This window comes from Phyllobacterium sp. MT110 (assembly GCF_058792715.1).
Genome location: NZ_JBXAFE010000004.1, coordinates 318326 through 335658, shown reverse-complemented (window position 1 = coordinate 335658; position 17333 = coordinate 318326). Strand labels below are relative to the sequence as shown.

Here is a 17333-nt window from a genome sequence, read left to right as displayed (position 1 = left end):
GGGAGGAGAGACAATGCAGCGTGCCGTTTTAGTCGGTTGCGGAGCCATGAGCAAAGCATGGTTCGAGGCAGTCCGGACCATTGGCGATATCGACATCGTCGGTGTTGTCGACCTGGCGAGGGAGCGCGCGGAGGCGCGCATCGCAGAATTTGATCTCGGCGCGGCAATCGCCTCAGACAGTCTTTCCGCTGTTCTGGCAAAGACCAGCCCTGATCTCCTGTTCGACGTCGTCGTTCCGGCCGCCCGCCATGCGACCGTGGCCGTCGGGCTTGACGCGGGTTGTCATGTGCTGTCGGAGAAGCCGATGGCTGAAACCATGGACGAGGCGCGGGACCTCGTCGGGCGTGCACACGGGGCCGGACGCATTCATGCGGTTGTGCAGAACAGGCGTTATCTTGCCCAAATCCGTCGCATCCGCCAGCTTGTTGCCTCTGGAGCCATTGGTGATGTGACCAGCCTGCATTGTGATTTCTTTCTCGGGCCGCATTTCGGCGGATTTCGCGAGGAGATGCACCATGTGCTGTTTCTGGACATGGCGATCCACACGTTCGATGCGGCGCGCTTTCTCACCGGGGACGCCGCCAGCGCGGTTTATGCCCGGGAGTGGGAGCCAAGCAATTCCTGGTACAGTCAGGGTTCTTCCGCCGCCGCGATCTTCGAATTCAGCAATGGTGCCGTCTTCACCTATCGCGGCAGCTGGTGCGCCGACGGCTTGCGGACCAGCTGGGAAAGCAGCTGGCGCATCGTCGGCAGCAAGGGAACGATTGTCTGGGACGGGCATGACGACATACGGGCCGAAGCCGTCACCTCCGGCAAGGATGGCCTGTTCTCCGGGGTGACCGCCGTCGAGATACCTCCCCTTGATGCGTCCCACCGCATCGGCGGTCACCTCGGAGTCATGCAGGATTTCATCGCGGCAACCCGGGGCGGCTCCGCGCCGGAAACGGCCGGGACCGAAAATATCAAAAGCCTCGCCATGGTGTTCGGTGCGATTCAAAGCGCCGAAACCGGACGGCGTATTGAAATCACGATCTGAAGGAATTCGGAATGAGCAACCCGCCACAATCGATCCGCATCGGCACCATGATCAGAGGCAATGCGCCTGATCCTGCCGCCTATGTCAAAACCATCCTGCCGCATGGCTTCGAGAGCATCGAGCCGTTCTTCTGGCAGGTGATGAACAAGGACCTGCCGGCGCTCGCAGGGCAGTTGAAGGATGCCATCGGCGACGCCGATGTGACAATCTCGACCCTCGGCATGTTCGGCAATCCGCTGGAGGATACCGATATTGATCGTGAGACGTTGAAAGGCTGGGAAGCATTGATCGACAATGCCCATCTCTTCGGCGCCAACACCATTGCCGGGTTCACCGGCCGCGTGCGCGGCAAGCGGATTGAAGACAGTCTGCCCCAGTTCAAGAAGGTCTGGGGCGAACTTTCGCGGCGAGCAGCCGACAAGGGCGTCAGGCTCGCCTTTGAGAACTGTGCCATGGACGGCAACTGGGCAACCGGCGACTGGAATATTGCCCATACGCCGGATGCCTGGGAAATGATCTTCAACGAAGTGCCGGCCGACAATCTCGGGCTCGAATGGGAGCCCTGTCACCAGATGGTCTATCTCATCGACCCCCTGCCGCAGATCCGCAAATGGGCACCCAAGATTTTCCATGTTCATGGCAAGGACGCCACGATCCGCTGGGAGGTTATCCGCGAGCATGGGATTTTCGGCAAGGAGAAGTTCGTGTTCATGCGTTCGCCAGGATTTGGCGATACCAACTGGACCGATGTCATATCGGAACTGCGCCTCGCCGGCTGGTCGGGATCAATCGATATCGAGGGCTGGCACGATCCGGTCTATCGCAATGATCTGGAAATGACCGGGCAGGTGCATTCCCTGAATTATCTGAAACACAGCCGTGGCGGTGATTTCATCGCCAATCCCTGATTTCCCCGAGCGGGCCCGCTGCCGGACGGGAGTTCCGGTGATGATGGAGATTAAATCCGACTAGGAAAGACGCGCCGCCAAGAAGCGCAACGCCGGTGTCGAGCAACACGAGGAGGAAACCTATGAAGAGCATTTCGCATTGGATTGCCGCTGCCGCACTGATGCTGTCGGGCACGGCTGCGCATGCCGAGCCGGTGACGCTTGATATCTGGACCATCGACCGGCCGGATCAGTATATCTATCTCCTGAAAGACGAGTTCGAGCAGGCGCACCCGGACATCAAGCTGAATGTCAAAACCGTGCAATTCCGCGACATGGTCAATGATCTGGCGCGCGCCACGGCAACCGGTGAATCGCCCGATGTCACCTATATCGACAATCCCGAAGTGGCGCTCTTCGCCTCGCGCGGACTGCTTCTTGATCTCTCGCCGATGCTGGCGGAATCGAAGGTGATCAGGAAGGACGATATTTTTCCGGGTCCGCTGTCGTCGGTGACATGGGATGGCAAGATCTATGGTGTTCCGCGCGGTGCCAACACGCTGGCGCTCTACTATAATGCCGACATGTTCAAGGCAAAGGGGCTCGACCCGGACAAGCCGCCCAGGACCTGGGATGAGCTTTATGCTGCTGCCAAGACGCTGAACGATCCGGCAAAGAACATTTATGGAATGGCCTTTTCCGCCGTGGCAACGGAAGAGGGAACGTTCCAGTTTCTGCCGTGGCTGCAAATGGCGGGCGGCGACTACAACAAGGTGGATACGGATGGCGGTGTGAAAGTGCTGCAGTTCTGGAGCAAGCTGCTCGATGAGAAGCTGGCCTCGCCCGATACGCTCATCCGCGGGCAATACGACTCGACTGGCACCTTCAATGCTGGAAATGCGGCCATGGCGATCTCCGGACCATGGGAGCTGCCGCGCATGAGCAAGGAAGCGAAGTTCGATTTCCGCGCCGCGCTGCTGCCGGTTCCGCATGAGGGCGCCACCCGGGCTTCGGCCCTGGGCGAGGGCGACAATGTCATTCTCGCCAACAGCAAGCACCCGAAGGAAGCCTTCATCCTGCTGGAATTTCTCTACGGCAAGATGCCGGATGTCTGGAACCGTTTCGGCTTTCTGCCCGCAGCGAGGATTCAGTCCAACAACCCTAAAATACCGGCCATCTACGCGGTCTTCGAGGAAAGCATGAAATATGCGCGCAACCGTGGTCCGCATCCGGAATGGCCGAAAATCTCCAAGGCCATCTACACGGCCATACAGTCGTCGCTCACCCGCAAGAGCGACCCGAAAACGGCCTTGGCAGCGGCGCAGAAGCAGATCGACGTGGTTCTGAAAAAGTAGATCAAATCCTGTCCTCGCACTCGTTATGCGGGGACAGGCCAACAATCCACATGGGGCGGGAGGGCACTATGCAGGGCATTATCAGGACCATCAGGGACGGGAGCGGCTTTGATATCCTGCTGCTCGGTCTGGCATTGGCTTATCTGATTGCGTTTTCGGCATTTCCCATTCTCTACAACATCATCATGTCGCTGCAGACGGTGGACATGTTCACGATCACCTCGTTCAACCGCCCCTTCGTCGGCCTGCAGAACTATTATGACGTGATATCGCAACCCATTGCGATGGCGGTGCTGTGGAACACCGTCAAGTTCGTCGTCCTGTCGATCGTCTTCCAGCTGTCGATTGGCTTCGGCCTTGCGCTGTTTTTCCAGCAGGATTTCCCGGGAGCCACCTATCTGCGCGGGTTGTTCCTGGCCGGCTGGATCATGCCGGCTCTGGTGGTCGGGGCGATCTGGAAATGGCTGTTCGCCGGGGATTTCGGTGTCATCAATTATGTGCTGATGTCGCTTGGCATTGCCGGTGAGCGTGTCTTCTGGCTGTCCGACCCGGATGTCGCGCTTTACGCGGTCATCATTGCCAATGTGTGGCTCGGCATCCCCTTCAACATGATCCTGCTCTCCGTTGGTCTTGCCGCTATTCCGCGCGATGTCTACGAGGCTGCCGAACTCGACGGCGCGGGACCCTTCGAACGCTTCCGGTCGATCACACTGCCCCTGATGCGGGCGCAGCTCGGCGCGGTCATTTCGCTCGGTGTGATCTTCACCCTGCAGCAGTTCGATCTCATTGCGGCCCTGACGCAGGGCGGTCCGGCCGACAGTTCCAACGTCGCGCAATACTGGTCGTGGCAATTGTCCTTCCAGACCTATGAAATATCGCTGGGCAGCGCGGTCTCGGTCATGATGATCCTTTTCGTCATTGTCGTTGCCGCCGTCTATGTCCGCTCCACCCGCCACGAACACAGTTACTGAGGAGAGCGCCGGTGAAACGTTATATTCTCCTCGCCATCGGTCTGGTGATGACGGCGATCTATCTGTTCCCGTTGTACTGGATGTATCTCACCGCCTTCAAAGGCAGCTCCGAGATCTTTCAATATCCGCCAACTTTCTGGCCGACAAATCCCCAGTGGAGTTTTGCCGAGGTGTGGCAGAGCCGGGGCATGGGGCGGTATATCTGGAATTCGCTGCTGATCGCGGTTGGGGTCACTATTCTCGTCACGTTCATGGGGACGGGATGTGCCTATGTTCTCTCGCGTGTCCGCAACATCTGGATGGACATGGCTCTCTTCGCCATCCTGATGATGCAGGTGCTGCCGTCCTCGCTGATGGTGACGCCGATCTTCGTCATGTTCAATCAGATCGGCCTTCTGGCCAGCCCGCGCGTAGCGGTCATCCTGGCGCAGACAGCCAAGATGCTGCCGCTCTATATCGTGCTGTGCCGGGCCACATTTGTGCAGGTGCCGCGCGAACTGGAGGATGCCGCCCTCGTTGACGGCTCTTCGCGCATCGGTGCGTTCTTCAACATCATGCTGCCCTTGGCGCGTAACGGCATTCTCGTCACGTCTGTGCTGATCTTCCTGCAATCCTTCGGCGAATATGTTTACGCCAGGTCCCTGATTGCCAAGAACGAGCTGCAGGTGGCGACGGTCGGCCTGCAAACCTTCATGGGTCCCGATGCCAGCGACTGGAACGGGATCATGACCTATGCCGCCATCTACGTCACGCCCATCCTTTTCGTATTCATGCTGCTGCAACGGCGCATCGTCAGCGGTCTTACCGCCGGCGCGCTGAAATGAGGTGAACCATGTTTCAGATCGAAATCGACCACCTGAACAAGCATTATGGCGGGTTTCACGCGCTGAAGGACATCAATATTGCCATCGAGCAGGGCGCCTTCGTTGCGCTGGTGGGGCCGTCGGGCTGCGGCAAGTCGACATTGCTGCGCACCCTCGCGGGCCTTGAGAAGACGAGTTCCGGCGATCTGCGCATCGCCGGGGAAAGTGTCGTCCACAAGCCGCCGCGCGAGCGGGATGTGGCGATGGTGTTCCAGTCCTATGCGCTCTATCCGCATATGGATGTCGAGCACAACATGAACTATTCGATGCGCCTGAAGCGGCGCCCGAAGCAGGAGATTGCCGAGCGCACGCGTGCCGCCGCGCAAACGCTGGGTCTTGGCGCCCTGCTTGACCGGTTGCCGAAAGCCCTGTCCGGCGGCCAGCGCCAGCGCGTCGCCATGGGGCGTGCCATCGTGCGCAACCCCAAGGTGTTTCTCTTCGACGAACCTCTCTCCAATCTCGATGCGGCGCTGCGGGTGCACATGCGCAGCGAGATCCGCAAGCTGCATGAACGCTTGCAGGCGACATCGGTCTACGTGACGCATGATCAGGTCGAGGCCATGACCATGGCCGACCATATCGTTGTCATGCGCGCCGGAGTGGTTGAGCAGCAGGGCAGCCCGCTCGATCTTTACGACCGGCCTGCCAACAGGTTCGTTGCCGGATTTATCGGGTCGCCCGCCATGAATTTCATTCCGGTCACGGTCGGGTCCGATGGCAACAGGCTGATGCTGGAGAAGGATCAGGCTCAATCGCTCATGCTCGGTCGAGCGCTGGCGCCCGGCCGGCGTTTGCTGGCCGGCCTGCGTCCGGAGCATCTTGCCTTCACCCGCGAAGCCGGTGATCTGGCGATCAAGGTCGTCGTGGAAGCGGTCGAGTCGACGGGGAGCATGACATTCGTGACGGCATCCATCGCCTCCCAGCAGGTGGTGGCCGCCCATAGCGGCAGGCCTGAGGTGAGCCGGGGTCGCGAGACAGAGCTCTTTATCGCGCCGGGGAATGTGCACTTGTTCGATCCGGAAACGGAGCTTGCCGTCTTCTGACCCTTTCCGCTTTGCCCGCTCAAATGCTATAGGGCGACACCCGCTCTCACGGTTGCTTTGCGAATGCGAGGGGACGGCATGTATGGCAAAGGATGTACCTTGGAGACTGCGCTCTATCTCCCGATCAAAGGCTTTCTTGAAGAGGCCGGCTATAGCGTCAAAGGTGAGATCGTCGGTTGTGATATCGTCGCGCTGAGCGATGGTGAGCCGCCTTTGGTGGTCATCTGCGAACTCAAGCTCAGTTTCAATCTTGAGCTCCTCCTGCAGGCGGTCGACCGGGCGGCTCTCAGCGATGAAGTCTGGCTTGCGGCGCGCATTTCGGCGCGGGGCAAGGGACGTGAAAGCGACCGCCGGTTCCGTGATCTTTGCCGCCGGCTGGGTTTCGGCATGCTGGGTGTGTCGGATGGTGGTGTGGTCAGCGTCATTGTCAGTCCGGCGGCGCCGATGCCGCGAAACAATACGCGCAAGCGTTCGCGATTGGTTGCGGAGCACCGGCGCCGCAAGGGCGATCCGACATCGGGCGGCGGTTCCCGCACGCCGATCATGACGGCGTACCGCCAGCAGGCGCTTGCCTGTGCCGAGGCGCTGCAGCGCGGTCATTTGCGGCCGCGCGATCTGCGCGCCGTTGCCCCCAATGCTCCGCAGATACTGCGCGGCAATGTCTACGGATGGTTCGAGCGCGTCGACAGGGGCGTCTATGCCCTGACGCAGGCAGGAATGGATGCGCTGAAACGCTGGCCTCCATCCCCGGCAAGCGACCCCGTCTAAGCCGTAAATTCATGCTTGTTGTCGATTTTGCGCAGGCGGGTTTCGGAGTCAGTCATGCGGCGCTTGAGAGCCGGGACGGCATTGATGATGCGCAATGCGCCACGCATGACCGCCAGCTGGATGCGGCCGAGCACCGGCCTGTGGCTGAGGCCGTTTGCGTCCATCTGCTTGCGTGACTCGAGCACTGCCCGCGCGCTGTATTCCAGCATTTCAGCTTCGTAGGCGTGCAGGGCTTCCACCAGCGGCCTGACGCCGTCGCGCACCTCGGTGAGCCGCCTGCACAGCAAGGAAGCATCCCGCATGGCGGTATTGGCACCGACGCCGCGTCCGGGCGTCATGGTGTGTATGGCATCGCCGAGCAGCGTCACATTCGACGATTGCCACGGGGAAACCGGAACCGACGTGCGGATATTGACGCGAAAGATGGTGGTTGGATCGGAAAGCGCGATCAGGCGGCGCAGGTCGGGATGCCAGTCCCGGGTCATCTTCATGGCGATCCTGGCAAGGTCGGGGCCGGGAAGGGACGCGGGATCCTCCGGCAGGTTCTTGCGCGCACCCCAGACACCCCACATGATGTAATCGCGGGTGTTGTCGAAAAGCAGTCCGGGCCATTCTGTAATCAGGTCGGCATCATTGCCGCCGACTCCGTGCTTCACGCCGTCATTGTCCCATTTGAACTCCATGACGTGAAGAATGGCGCCATAGCCCTTCGGTGCCATGATCATCGATATGCCGTGAAAAACCTTGTCCGGAAGAAGCGCTCTGGTTTCGGGTGTGAGCGCAACCTTGCCGCCGATGGATGCGATGCCCGTATCCGTTGAACCGTCATCGAAGACGGCGGTAACCGTGCCGTCTTCATTGTTCCGGTAGCTCAAGAATGTCTTGTCGAACACGACACAATCCTCGAGCCCGGTGAGCAGGACTTGGCGCAGTGTCATGCGGCTGACCGATTTTTCGCTGTCGACCGGATCATCGCTGCCGGGTACCGGCATGGATATCAGCTCGGACATGTTTTCCGTCAGCATGTTGAAATGGCGGGGTGCCCGCGCGCAGGTGGCAACAAAGAGATCAAAAAGCTCTGGCGGCAGGCAGCTCTTGAGCGCCTGGCTTCCCGCAGGGCTGATGCCGACGCGATAGCCATGCAGGCCATCGCGTCGCGTGCGGTCGCGTTCATACACCCGGACACCGATGCCGGCCCGCTTGAGACCATGCGCAAGGCAAAGTCCTCCGGTCCCCGCGCCGATGATGATCACCTGCAAGGTATTCGTTTTCATGGTCTCGGCCTTTCGCTAGGAAGACGTGTGTTCGCTGGGCTGGGAAAGTTCCATTGCAATCTGGCGAAGCCAGGCTTCGCTCCAGGTCAGTTTGCCGGACTGAAGGTCGGCGGTGATGGCGCGTACCCAAGCAAGCTGCGTGCCATAGGTTGCGCTCAGATATTCCATTTCCAGGAGAAAGAGACGGGGCACCGGCATCGCGATTGCATGGCGCAAATTCTGTTCGATCCGGTCGATTTCCGCCTGCAGCGCGACGGCGCGCTGCTCGAGCTGCAGCCGGGCGTCATCGGGCGTCAGGAGCGGCAGAAACGAGATCGCCGCGGGAAAATCCGGGAATTCCTGTGATGGCGTGGAAAGGATTTCCCGCATCCATTGCAGCATGATTGCGCGCCCGGCCGGGCTGAGCTCATAGACGGTGCGTTCGGGCCGGTTCTCCTCGCGGGAGGTGCCCTGCGAGGCAATCAATCCCTCCCGTTCCAGCCGGTTGACCGTCTGATAGAGACTGGCGCGCTGGGCGACATTGATGACTTCATCCTTGCCGCGCTCCTTGATGAGCTGTTGCATGCGGTAGGGATGCATGGGTGCCTCATACAGCATGGCGAGGATTGCGAGGGCGATCGGGGAGCGTTTGATTGTTTTCATAGTCATATATATACTAGTAATAAAAATACTATGTCAAGCCCATTGCGAAACGCTGTTCGAACGGCAGGTCTCGATATTTGTTCTCCTGCCCCGGCAGGTGCTTCCCACATTCAGCGACACGCTATATTCTCCGCCGACGTCGGATGGATTTCTTGCCAGAGCCAGGAACCGGGAAAATGAAGACCATGTCTGAAACGCGTCGCAAGCTCACCACGATTTTCTCTGCGGATGTTCAGGACTACACCCGTCTCATGCAAGTGGACGAAGAGCGGACGCTCGATACGCTCAACCAGTACCGCGATGCGATGAGACGTTTGATCGAAGCGCATGCCGGCCGGGTCATCAACACATGGGGCGATGGGCTGATTGCCGAGTTTTCCAGCGTCGTCGAGGCGGTGCGCGCGGCAATCGATGTGCAGAACGAGCTTGCCGGTTATAACGCCAAACGTTTGAACGATGCCCGCATGCTTTTCCGCATCGGTATCAATCTCGGGGATGTCATTGCCGAAGGCGACGATATCTATGGCGACGGGGTGAATGTCGCCGCGCGGTTGCAGGCCTCTGCCCCTCCCGGCGGCATCGTGATTTCAAGCACGGTTTTCGATCAGGTCCGCAACAAGCTGACCGTCGGGTTTGACTATCTCGGCGAGCTTTCGCTCAAGAACATTGAAGGCGGTATAGCCAGCTATGCCGTGCGTATCGGAGAAGACCGAGGATCTGGTCCGCAGCGGCCTTCCCTGCAATCCGGGCCGCCGCCGCATCATGACCATTTGCGGCGAACCCAAACGCAGGCACACCCGGAGCCTTTGCCGTTCAGGAGAGGGCGGTTCGGTGTGCTGGCAACCATCGCCGCCGGGATTGCCGCCATCAATTTTCTCACATGGAGTGGCTATTTCTGGGCTGCATGGCCTCTCCTGGCCTTTGCTGCTCTTGCTTTCGGTCTGTGGGTGCGGACCACCCGCCTTGACCGGTTCGTCGCCATGCTGGCGATGGTCGGGTTCGTCCTCCTCGGCATCAACCTTATCACCTGGAGCGGGACGTTCTGGGCCGCATGGCCGCTGCTTGCCTTTGCGGTTGCCGGCAGCATCCGCTGGTTCATGCGCCAGAGGAGCGGTGTCCGGAGCTGAGCCCGCCAATGAATTTACTATTCGCCGCATCATATTTTGGCCGATAGTTGGAGATATCATTGGCCAATATTGGGGAGTATACAGACGGGAACAGGTTTTTTCTCAAGGCGATGACGTCGCAGGGATCGGCCTCAAGGACAGGCATACCATTCGCAAGCGGGAACGGGACAGACATATAGCATTTTAACAGCAAACAAAAAGGGTGACTGCAATGCCCCATATCGTGCTGATTAATCCGCGTTTTGAAGCTTCTTACTGGGGGCTGGAACATGCCCTGCCCATATTCGACGCAAAAGCCAACCTTCCTGTGGCCTGCCTGCCTTTGCTGGCGGCCCTGACCCCTGCCGAACACACGGTCACGCTCATCGATGAGAACGTGGAAGACATCGACTACGATCTGTGTGCCAGCGCCGACATTGTCGGGGTTACCGGTATGATCGTGCAGCGCTTCCGCATGAAGGAAATCATCACGGAATTGAAGCGACGGGGCTGTTTTGTCGTGGTCGGAGGCCCATGGATCACCGTCCAGGAGAACTATTTCGCCGATCTCGCTGATGTGGCGTTCATTGGTGAAGCCGAAGAAACCTGGCCGCAATTCCTGACCGAATGGGCGGAACACCGGCATTCACGCCGGTACGAGCAGGCTGACAAGACAGATATGAGCACGGTTCCGGTGCCGCGCTTTGATCTCCTGAAAATGGACGATTATGCGGTGGGAAGCATCCAGTTCTCCCGGGGCTGCCCGTTTACCTGCGAGTTCTGCGATATCATCGTTGTCTTTGGGCGCAAGCCCCGCATCAAGACGGGTCAACAGATTCTGGCCGAAGTGGAGGCATTGCTGGCGACAGGCATGGATACCGCCTTCATTGTCGATGATAACCTCATCGGCAACAAGAAGGCGATAAAGGAAGTGCTGCGCGAGGTCATCGCCTGGCAGGTCGCGCACAATTATCCCATGACCTTCGTGACCGAAGCCTCCATTGATCTGGCGGATGATCCGGAACTGATGCAATTGATGGTCGATACCAACATTCGCGTGGTCTTCATCGGCATTGAAACCCCGAACGAGGCAGCACTGCGGGAGACAAAAAAGCTGCAGAATCTGCGCAAGGGCGCCACCATGCTGGAAAAGGTGCACACCATCCAGCGCTCAGGCATGGAAGTGTGGTGCGGCATGATCCTCGGTTTCGACAGCGACGATGCCTCGATTTTCGACGCGCAGCGCGCCTTTATCAAGGAAGCGCGGATCGTCAACGCCATGGTTGGCATGCTGGCGGCCATACCGAAGACGCCGCTCTATACGCGATTGCTCAAGGAGGGGCGGCTTGATCCCGAGGATCAGCAGCCCTTTGGCACCAATGTCATTCCGCTCAACCTCAGCCGCGAGGCACTGCGCGACGGCTATCTCGCGGTCATGCAGGATCTTCACAATCCCCAAGCCTATTTCGACCGGCTCGATGCGCTTTATCTGGATGAACGCATCGAACCGGAACAGACGCGGCTGCGCCATCTGCGCCGCCATCCCTTGCAATTTGCAAAGCTCAATGCCGAATGGATGCTCGAAGCCGTCGGCATCTTTCTGCGCCTGATGCGGCAGGTTCCCGACAAGGAGCTGCGCCGCACCTACCGCCGGCGGATATGGGCCATGTTGAAGCGCCGCCGCTCGCCGGTGGTAATGCAGATCTACGCGATAAAATGCGCGATGCACTATCACGCCCATACGATGATCGCGCGGATGCAGACCGGCCCGATTGTGAACTCGTTCTAGGGGACGAAACGCCGGATGGCGTGACCGGGAGCGCTTCGGCTTTTCCGGCGCTGCAGCCATTTATGCGGCTAAAAACATTGGCGGGAAGGCCGCTATGCTTGCAAAATTACATTTTGTTAAGGCCATCTAAATGCCATGAATCTGGATCGAAGTCACATTTCCCCTAAAGGAGGTGAGTGAAAATGAATGCCGATGAACAGAAACTTCTCAGTGGCCTCTTTGACCGTACAAGGCAGGCAGCCGATACGCCCCGGGACCCGGAAGCCGAGCGCTTCATTCTGGACCAGATCAAGAGCCAGCCTTCGGCCCCCTATCTCCTGGCTCAGGCCGTCATCGTCCAGGAACATGGCCTGAACGCATGTAACGAGCGCATCCAGGCACTGGAAGCGCAAGTGAAGGATTTGCAGAATACCCCGCCCCCGCAACCACAGTCGGGCGGCTTGCTGGGTTCGATCTTCGGCAGTTCCCAAAGTGCGCAGCCGTCCCAGCCTTCTCCCGGCCGGTTCAGCGGACCGTGGGGCGGTGGCGGGGCAGCACCCCAGGACGCGTATGCAGCACAGGGACAGCCACCTCAGGCCGGGCGCTGGGCAGCCCCGCCGCAGGCCCAAGGCGGCGGCTTTCTGCAAGGTGCATTGACCACGGCAGCCGGTGTGGCCGGCGGCGCGCTCATGTTCGAGGGCATCAAGAACATGATGGGCGGCAATTCGTTGTTTGGCGGCTCGGGCGGCGGAACCGGCACTGTGCCGCAAGCCGGCGAGACGGTCATCAACAACTACTACAACGATGACAAGAGCACCGGCACGCAGAACGATTACGCCGAAATGGACCGTCTCGACGACGCCTATGACGATGCACAGGACAGCGATACCGACGACGACAATGTAGCGTGACGCACCGGGCGATAAACAGGACAGCGCCCTGTTTATCGCCCGTCTTCCCGTTCTTTCACCGAAGGTCTGTCAGGCGTATGAGATCCAGAGGATCACCAGGCCGAGCAGAATCCGGTAGCAGATGAAGGGCAGCGTTGAAAAACGCTCCAGAATGCGCATTAAGCCCCACAGGGCTGCGAAGGATGACAGCGATCCGATGACAAGTCCGACGAGCAGGATCATCCAGCCTTCAAAGGGAAGATGAGCGCGGGCCAGGACAACAAGTTCATGCAGGCCTGCCAGCGCGATAGCCGGAATGCCGAGCAGAAAGGAAAAGCGCGCGGCGTCCTGCCGCGTGAAATCGCGAAACAGGGCCGCCGTCAGGGTCGAGCCGGAGCGTGAAACGCCGGGGATCAGGGCACCGACCTGCGCGACGCCGACGATAAGCGCATCGCGCAGCCGCATGCTGTCCGCTGGACGTTTATGCTGGCATACCCATTCGGCAACCGCGAGCAGAACACCCATGACGAGGCAGGAAAAGCCGATGACCGGCAAGGTCCGCAACGGACTGTCGCAGGCATTGAGAACCGGCGCCAGAAGCAGGCCGGCGATGACGATCGGCACGGTGCCGAGCACGATGCCGATAGCCATGCGCAGCTTGGGCGACATCCAGTCGCCCGTCCTGATCGCGCTGAGCGATCCGCCGGTTATGGCGTAGATATCGCGCCGGAAATAGCAGATGACCGCCGTCAACGCGGCCAGCTGCATCGCCGCCGAAAAAGCCGATCCGGGATCCTGCCAGCCGAGAAGTGCCGGAACCAGCCGCATATGCGCGGTGGATGATATCGGCAGCAATTCCGTAATGCCCTGAACCACGCCCAGCACGGCGACCTTGGCGGTGCCCAAAGCCACAAAGCCGGTATCTACCCCTTGCGTGCATACGCCACTCATAAAGTGTTTCCCTCGATCTGGGTGATGGATGTCGATCGATTGCTTCGACCGTTGCGGAGGCTACATGCAAATGCGCTGCAAGTGTAGTCGCCACGCACGTCTGGAGCCGCTGAAACAACAGAAAACAGCAGCGCCAAATGTCACGGTTGCCCGGTACCGTCCGCCACGCAATTGACGCGGCTGCGACTTTAATAAGCCGCAACTTGTGATGTAGTATAAAGCACTAGAAGCGCGTGAAATTTAAAGCGCACAATCGGCAGGATCGCAGTGGCAGAGTTTTCAGAAGTCTTGAGCTCAATGATTATCGGCGTGCTGGCACTTGCCGTCGGCATGGGTGTCCTCTGGGGCGCTTGCCGCTATCAATGGCGGGCCGAGCGGACCGCCGGTCTGGCTTTGCTGGGACTCTTGCTGCTTTTTGGTATTGCGTCGCTGTTTGGCATTGAAGCGCCGAGTGCGATTCTGCTCGGCGTCGTGGCGTGCGGGTTCATTGCCATACTGATCTTGAAGCGTGCGAAGGCCGGTTCGCCGCCAAATCGGCCCCAACTCCCATAAATGTCGATCTTCCGCGGATTAACCGCTACTGGGGGTTTTCCAGGCTGAAAAGCTCGGCCTGCTCGTCATAGGCAAACAGCTCGGCATAGCGCGCCCAGGACACCACCGTCTTCAATGTCTCATCCGCATAATCTTCGCTCATGAAGTCCTCAAGCTCGTTGCGGAAACGGGCTGCCGGAGCCGCATGCGTCGGCCGCTCGTCAAGCACGCGTCTGATAAGGCCGACGAGCGGAACATAGGTGACGAGGTGTTCCGCGAAAACCTTCTTGCGTGCATCGGTATCGAGATGGGCGAACCGCATGCCGGCGTCGGTCAGGACGAGGTCGCCCTCGTTCAGATGGGCAAAGCGCAGGAGCTGCAGGGCTTCGCCGAGATGAAACAGCTCGTCGGCCTCCATCTGCAGCGTACCGGCAAGAACAGGCAGGTCGGCGCGCCCATTATACGGTTCGCCCGCCAGAGACTCGATCAGGCCAGCCAGGATATTGGTCGAAACCGGGTTCAAAATCATGCCCATTCCCGTACCCGGAATACCTTCCACGGATGGCAGGCGAGGCTCGGTACGCTGGGTCATGCGGGCATAGATATTGTCGACAAGCTGCCGGAAGACCGGATCGAGGCGATTGCGCGGATGGGGAAGATCGACCCTGAGTTCCTGCGCTACCCGGCCGGGATTGGACGAGAAAATCAGGATGCGGTCACACATCAGCACCGCTTCTTCGATGTTGTGAGTCACGATCAGCACCGATTTGATCGGCAGGCGCCCCTCGATCCACAGATCGATCATGTCGGTGCGCAGGGTCTCCGCGGTGAGGACATCAAGGGCCGAGAAGGGTTCGTCCATCAGCAGCAGGTCGGGATGCACCACCAGCGCCCGGGCAAAACCGACGCGCTGGCGCATGCCGCCGGACAGTTCTTTGGGATAGGCGTTTTCGAACCCGTCCAGGCCGATGAGATCGATGGCCGCGAGCGCACGCTTGCGTCGCTCCGACCGGTCGACATCCTGCGCTTCAAGACCAAGCTCCACGTTCTGCAGGACTGTCAGCCAGGGAAAAAGCGCAAAGGACTGAAACACCATGGAAATGCCGAGGGGCGGCCCCTGGATGACGGAACCGCGGCACTTTGCTTCGCCGGAGGACGGCGCGATCAGGCCGGCGATGATCCGCAGCAGCGTCGACTTTCCCGAGCCGGAGCGGCCGAGCAACCCGACGATCTCGCCCTCCCTGATGTTCAGGTCGACATCGTCGAGCACCATGACATCGTTGCCGCTGCCTTTCTTGAAGGACCGGGAAACATTGCGGATGTCGACGAGCAGGTTTTTGTCAGCTTGATCAAGCATTGAACATTCCTTTGATCCGATAATCCGGCACTAACCGAGACGAAGGCGCCGCTCGCCAAAAGCGTAAAGCGGGCGCCAGAACAGGCGATTGAACAGCGTTACAAAGATGCACATGACGGCGATGCCAAGCACGACACGCGGGAAATCGCCCGCCGTGGTGGCATTGGCGATGTACGATCCAAGCCCCGGTGTCGTCAGTTGCGTGTCACCCCAGCTGGCCACTTCGGCAACGATGCTGGCATTCCACGCACCGCCGGAGGCCGTGATCGCGCCGGTGATGTAATAGGGGAAAATGCCGGGGAGAATGACTTTGAACCACCAGCGCCAGCCACGGAGATGAAAGCTGTTCGCGGCTTCCTTGAGATCGCTGGGAAAGGCGCTGGCCCCGGCAATGACATTGAAGAGAATGTACCACTGCGTGCCGAGGATCATCAGCGGGCTGAGCCAGATATTGGCGTTGAGACCGAAATGCACGATCAGCACGACAAAGGCGGGGAATGCGATGTTGGCGGGAAATGCGGCGAGAAACTGGGCAAGTGGCTGGACTTTCTGCGCCAGTTTCGGCCGCAGTCCGATCCACACCCCGACTGGCACCCAGACAAGTGTCGCGAGTATCATCAGAACGGTCACCCTCAACAGGGTGATGAACCCGTTGCCGACGGCGGTCGCCACATCGGACCAGGCAATATTGGCCTTGAGATAGATGATGCTGATATAGGCCGCATAGCCTGCGGCAAGAACAATGAAGGCAAGCCAGAGCCGGTCGAGAAGGCGTGACGTCGCGGGCTTTGCCTCACCCGAGCCGAATGTCGGCAGCGCCGGCAAACGCAGGTTCCAGACCAGACGGGAAAGAAAGGCGACCGGGGCGGCGAGCAGGCGTGTGATCCGGGCCCGGCGAAACAGGTCCAGCATCCAGGAGCTTGGAACCGTTTCCGACGAGGTCGTTTCAAAGCGGAACTTGTCGGCCCAGGCCACGAGAGGCCGGAACAGGAACTGATCGTAGAGCAGGATGACGGCGAGCATCGCCATCGTGGCATAGAAGATTGCCATGATGTTCTGCTCCTTGATGGCCAGCGCAACGTAGGAGCCGACACCCGGCAGGGTGACGGTGGTGTCGCCGACGGTGATCGCCTCCGACGCCACGACGAAGAACCAGCCTCCCGACATCGACATCATGGTGTTCCAGACAAGACCGGGCATCGCAAACGGAACGTCCAGCCGCCAGAACCGCTGCCAGCCCGTCAGGTGGAAGCTCTGCGTTGCCTCCTCCAGGTCTTTCGGCTCGTTGCGCATGGATTGATACATGCTGAACGTCATGTTCCAGGCCTGGCTGGTGAAGATGGCAAACACGGATGCCAGTTCGGCGCCAAGGACACTGCCCGGAAACAGGTTGAGGAAGAAGGTGACGGTGAAGGTCAAGAAGCCGAGGATCGGCACGGACTGGAGAATATCGAGAATGGGAACCAGCACCATCTCGGCACGCCGGCTCTTGGCGGCGGCTGCGGCATAGATGAAGGTGAAGACGAGCGACAGGGCAATGGCCAGGAGCATGCGCAGCATGGTGCGGAGCGCGTAAACCGGCAGATTGGATGGATCAAGGGAAAGCGGGGCGGCTTCAAGCGTCGACAGCGGAACCGTGGTCACGCGAGCGCCATAGGCGATCAGCACGATGGCGCCGATCACCAAAAGCAAAGCCATCAGGTCCCACATGCTCAGCCACATCGAGCGACCGATGGCAGGCGGTGTATATTTATGAAACGCCATGAACCGGGCCCCTAATGGCTTGAATGCAATGAATAAAGGACGCTATTCGCGGTACTCTGCCATCGTTGCCGAAGCATTTGCAAGGGACTTAAGAAGGACGATCATGACAGTGTCATGACGGAAAATG

The 17333-nt window shown here is 59.6% G+C and carries 16 protein-coding genes; 11 read left to right on the top strand and 5 right to left on the bottom strand.

All coding sequences use genetic code 11. From position 1 onward, the window contains the following. Window positions 1-13: 13 nt before the first annotated feature. From AC1Q5O_RS19395 to AC1Q5O_RS19365, 7 genes are all read left to right on the top strand, one after another. On the top strand, window positions 14-1036 hold the full coding sequence (locus AC1Q5O_RS19395; protein ID WP_492565186.1) for a Gfo/Idh/MocA family protein: 1023 nt from the start codon (window positions 14-16) through the stop codon (window positions 1034-1036). Between the two features lie 11 nt (window positions 1037-1047). Continuing rightward, a complete protein-coding gene (locus AC1Q5O_RS19390; RefSeq protein WP_492565184.1) occupies window positions 1048-1944 on the top strand; it encodes a sugar phosphate isomerase/epimerase family protein in 897 nt (298 codons plus the stop codon). Between the two features lie 122 nt (window positions 1945-2066). Next, entirely contained in the window at window positions 2067-3278 is a 1212-nt protein-coding gene (locus AC1Q5O_RS19385; RefSeq protein ID WP_288194749.1) for an ABC transporter substrate-binding protein, read from the top strand. A gap of 68 nt (window positions 3279-3346) precedes the next feature. Further along, complete coding sequence (locus AC1Q5O_RS19380; protein ID WP_223615241.1) at window positions 3347-4249, top strand: carbohydrate ABC transporter permease; 903 nt, start codon at window positions 3347-3349, stop codon at window positions 4247-4249. A gap of 47 nt (window positions 4250-4296) precedes the next feature. After that, the gene (locus AC1Q5O_RS19375; protein ID WP_464664462.1) at window positions 4297-5073 is read left to right on the top strand and encodes a carbohydrate ABC transporter permease; all 777 of its coding nucleotides are present in this window, start codon (window positions 4297-4299) and stop codon (window positions 5071-5073) included. A gap of 8 nt (window positions 5074-5081) precedes the next feature. Continuing rightward, window positions 5082-6155: an ABC transporter ATP-binding protein gene (locus tag AC1Q5O_RS19370; protein ID WP_492565181.1), complete on the top strand. Its 1074-nt coding sequence runs from the start codon at window positions 5082-5084 to the stop codon at window positions 6153-6155. A gap of 99 nt (window positions 6156-6254) precedes the next feature. Beyond that, on the top strand, window positions 6255-6923 hold the full coding sequence (locus AC1Q5O_RS19365) for a DUF2161 domain-containing phosphodiesterase (RefSeq protein ID WP_492565180.1): 669 nt from the start codon (window positions 6255-6257) through the stop codon (window positions 6921-6923). Here the strand turns inward: AC1Q5O_RS19365 and AC1Q5O_RS19360 are convergent. After that, window positions 6920-8197, bottom strand: coding sequence for an FAD-dependent oxidoreductase (locus AC1Q5O_RS19360; RefSeq protein WP_492565178.1), 1278 nt, complete (start codon window positions 8195-8197; stop codon window positions 6920-6922). The two genes, AC1Q5O_RS19365 and AC1Q5O_RS19360, sit on opposite strands and share 4 nt — an antisense overlap. Window positions 8198-8212: 15 nt before the next feature. Then, the gene (locus tag AC1Q5O_RS19355; protein WP_492565308.1) at window positions 8213-8839 is read right to left on the bottom strand and encodes a PadR family transcriptional regulator; all 627 of its coding nucleotides are present in this window, start codon (window positions 8837-8839) and stop codon (window positions 8213-8215) included. Between the two features lie 185 nt (window positions 8840-9024). Between AC1Q5O_RS19355 and AC1Q5O_RS19350 the strand changes: the two genes are divergently transcribed. The 3 genes from AC1Q5O_RS19350 to AC1Q5O_RS19340 all read left to right on the top strand — a co-directional run bounded on the left by AC1Q5O_RS19350 (window position 9025) and on the right by AC1Q5O_RS19340 (window position 12624). Then, window positions 9025-9966: an adenylate/guanylate cyclase domain-containing protein gene (locus tag AC1Q5O_RS19350; protein WP_492565176.1), complete on the top strand. Its 942-nt coding sequence runs from the start codon at window positions 9025-9027 to the stop codon at window positions 9964-9966. Between the two features lie 211 nt (window positions 9967-10177). Beyond that, the gene (locus AC1Q5O_RS19345; protein ID WP_346306444.1) at window positions 10178-11734 is read left to right on the top strand and encodes a B12-binding domain-containing radical SAM protein; all 1557 of its coding nucleotides are present in this window, start codon (window positions 10178-10180) and stop codon (window positions 11732-11734) included. A gap of 182 nt (window positions 11735-11916) precedes the next feature. Then, on the top strand, window positions 11917-12624 hold the full coding sequence (locus AC1Q5O_RS19340; RefSeq protein ID WP_492565174.1) for a DUF2076 domain-containing protein: 708 nt from the start codon (window positions 11917-11919) through the stop codon (window positions 12622-12624). 69 nt (window positions 12625-12693) lie between these two features. On the opposite strand, the gene AC1Q5O_RS19335 is transcribed toward AC1Q5O_RS19340, so the two are convergent. After that, window positions 12694-13554, bottom strand: coding sequence for an undecaprenyl-diphosphate phosphatase (locus tag AC1Q5O_RS19335; protein ID WP_464664067.1), 861 nt, complete (start codon window positions 13552-13554; stop codon window positions 12694-12696). Between the two features lie 267 nt (window positions 13555-13821). Between AC1Q5O_RS19335 and AC1Q5O_RS19330 the strand changes: the two genes are divergently transcribed. Next, on the top strand, window positions 13822-14106 hold the full coding sequence (locus AC1Q5O_RS19330; protein WP_492565172.1) for a hypothetical protein: 285 nt from the start codon (window positions 13822-13824) through the stop codon (window positions 14104-14106). Window positions 14107-14131: 25 nt separating this feature from the next. Here the strand turns inward: AC1Q5O_RS19330 and AC1Q5O_RS19325 are convergent, their stop codons facing one another. Beyond that, window positions 14132-15442 carry an ABC transporter ATP-binding protein gene (locus tag AC1Q5O_RS19325; RefSeq protein WP_492565170.1) on the bottom strand — a complete coding sequence of 437 codons (1311 nt, stop codon included), beginning with the start codon at window positions 15440-15442 and terminating at the stop codon, window positions 14132-14134. 30 nt (window positions 15443-15472) lie between these two features. After that, on the bottom strand, window positions 15473-17206 hold the full coding sequence (locus AC1Q5O_RS19320) for an ABC transporter permease (RefSeq protein ID WP_492565168.1): 1734 nt from the start codon (window positions 17204-17206) through the stop codon (window positions 15473-15475). Window positions 17207-17333 lie beyond the last annotated feature (127 nt).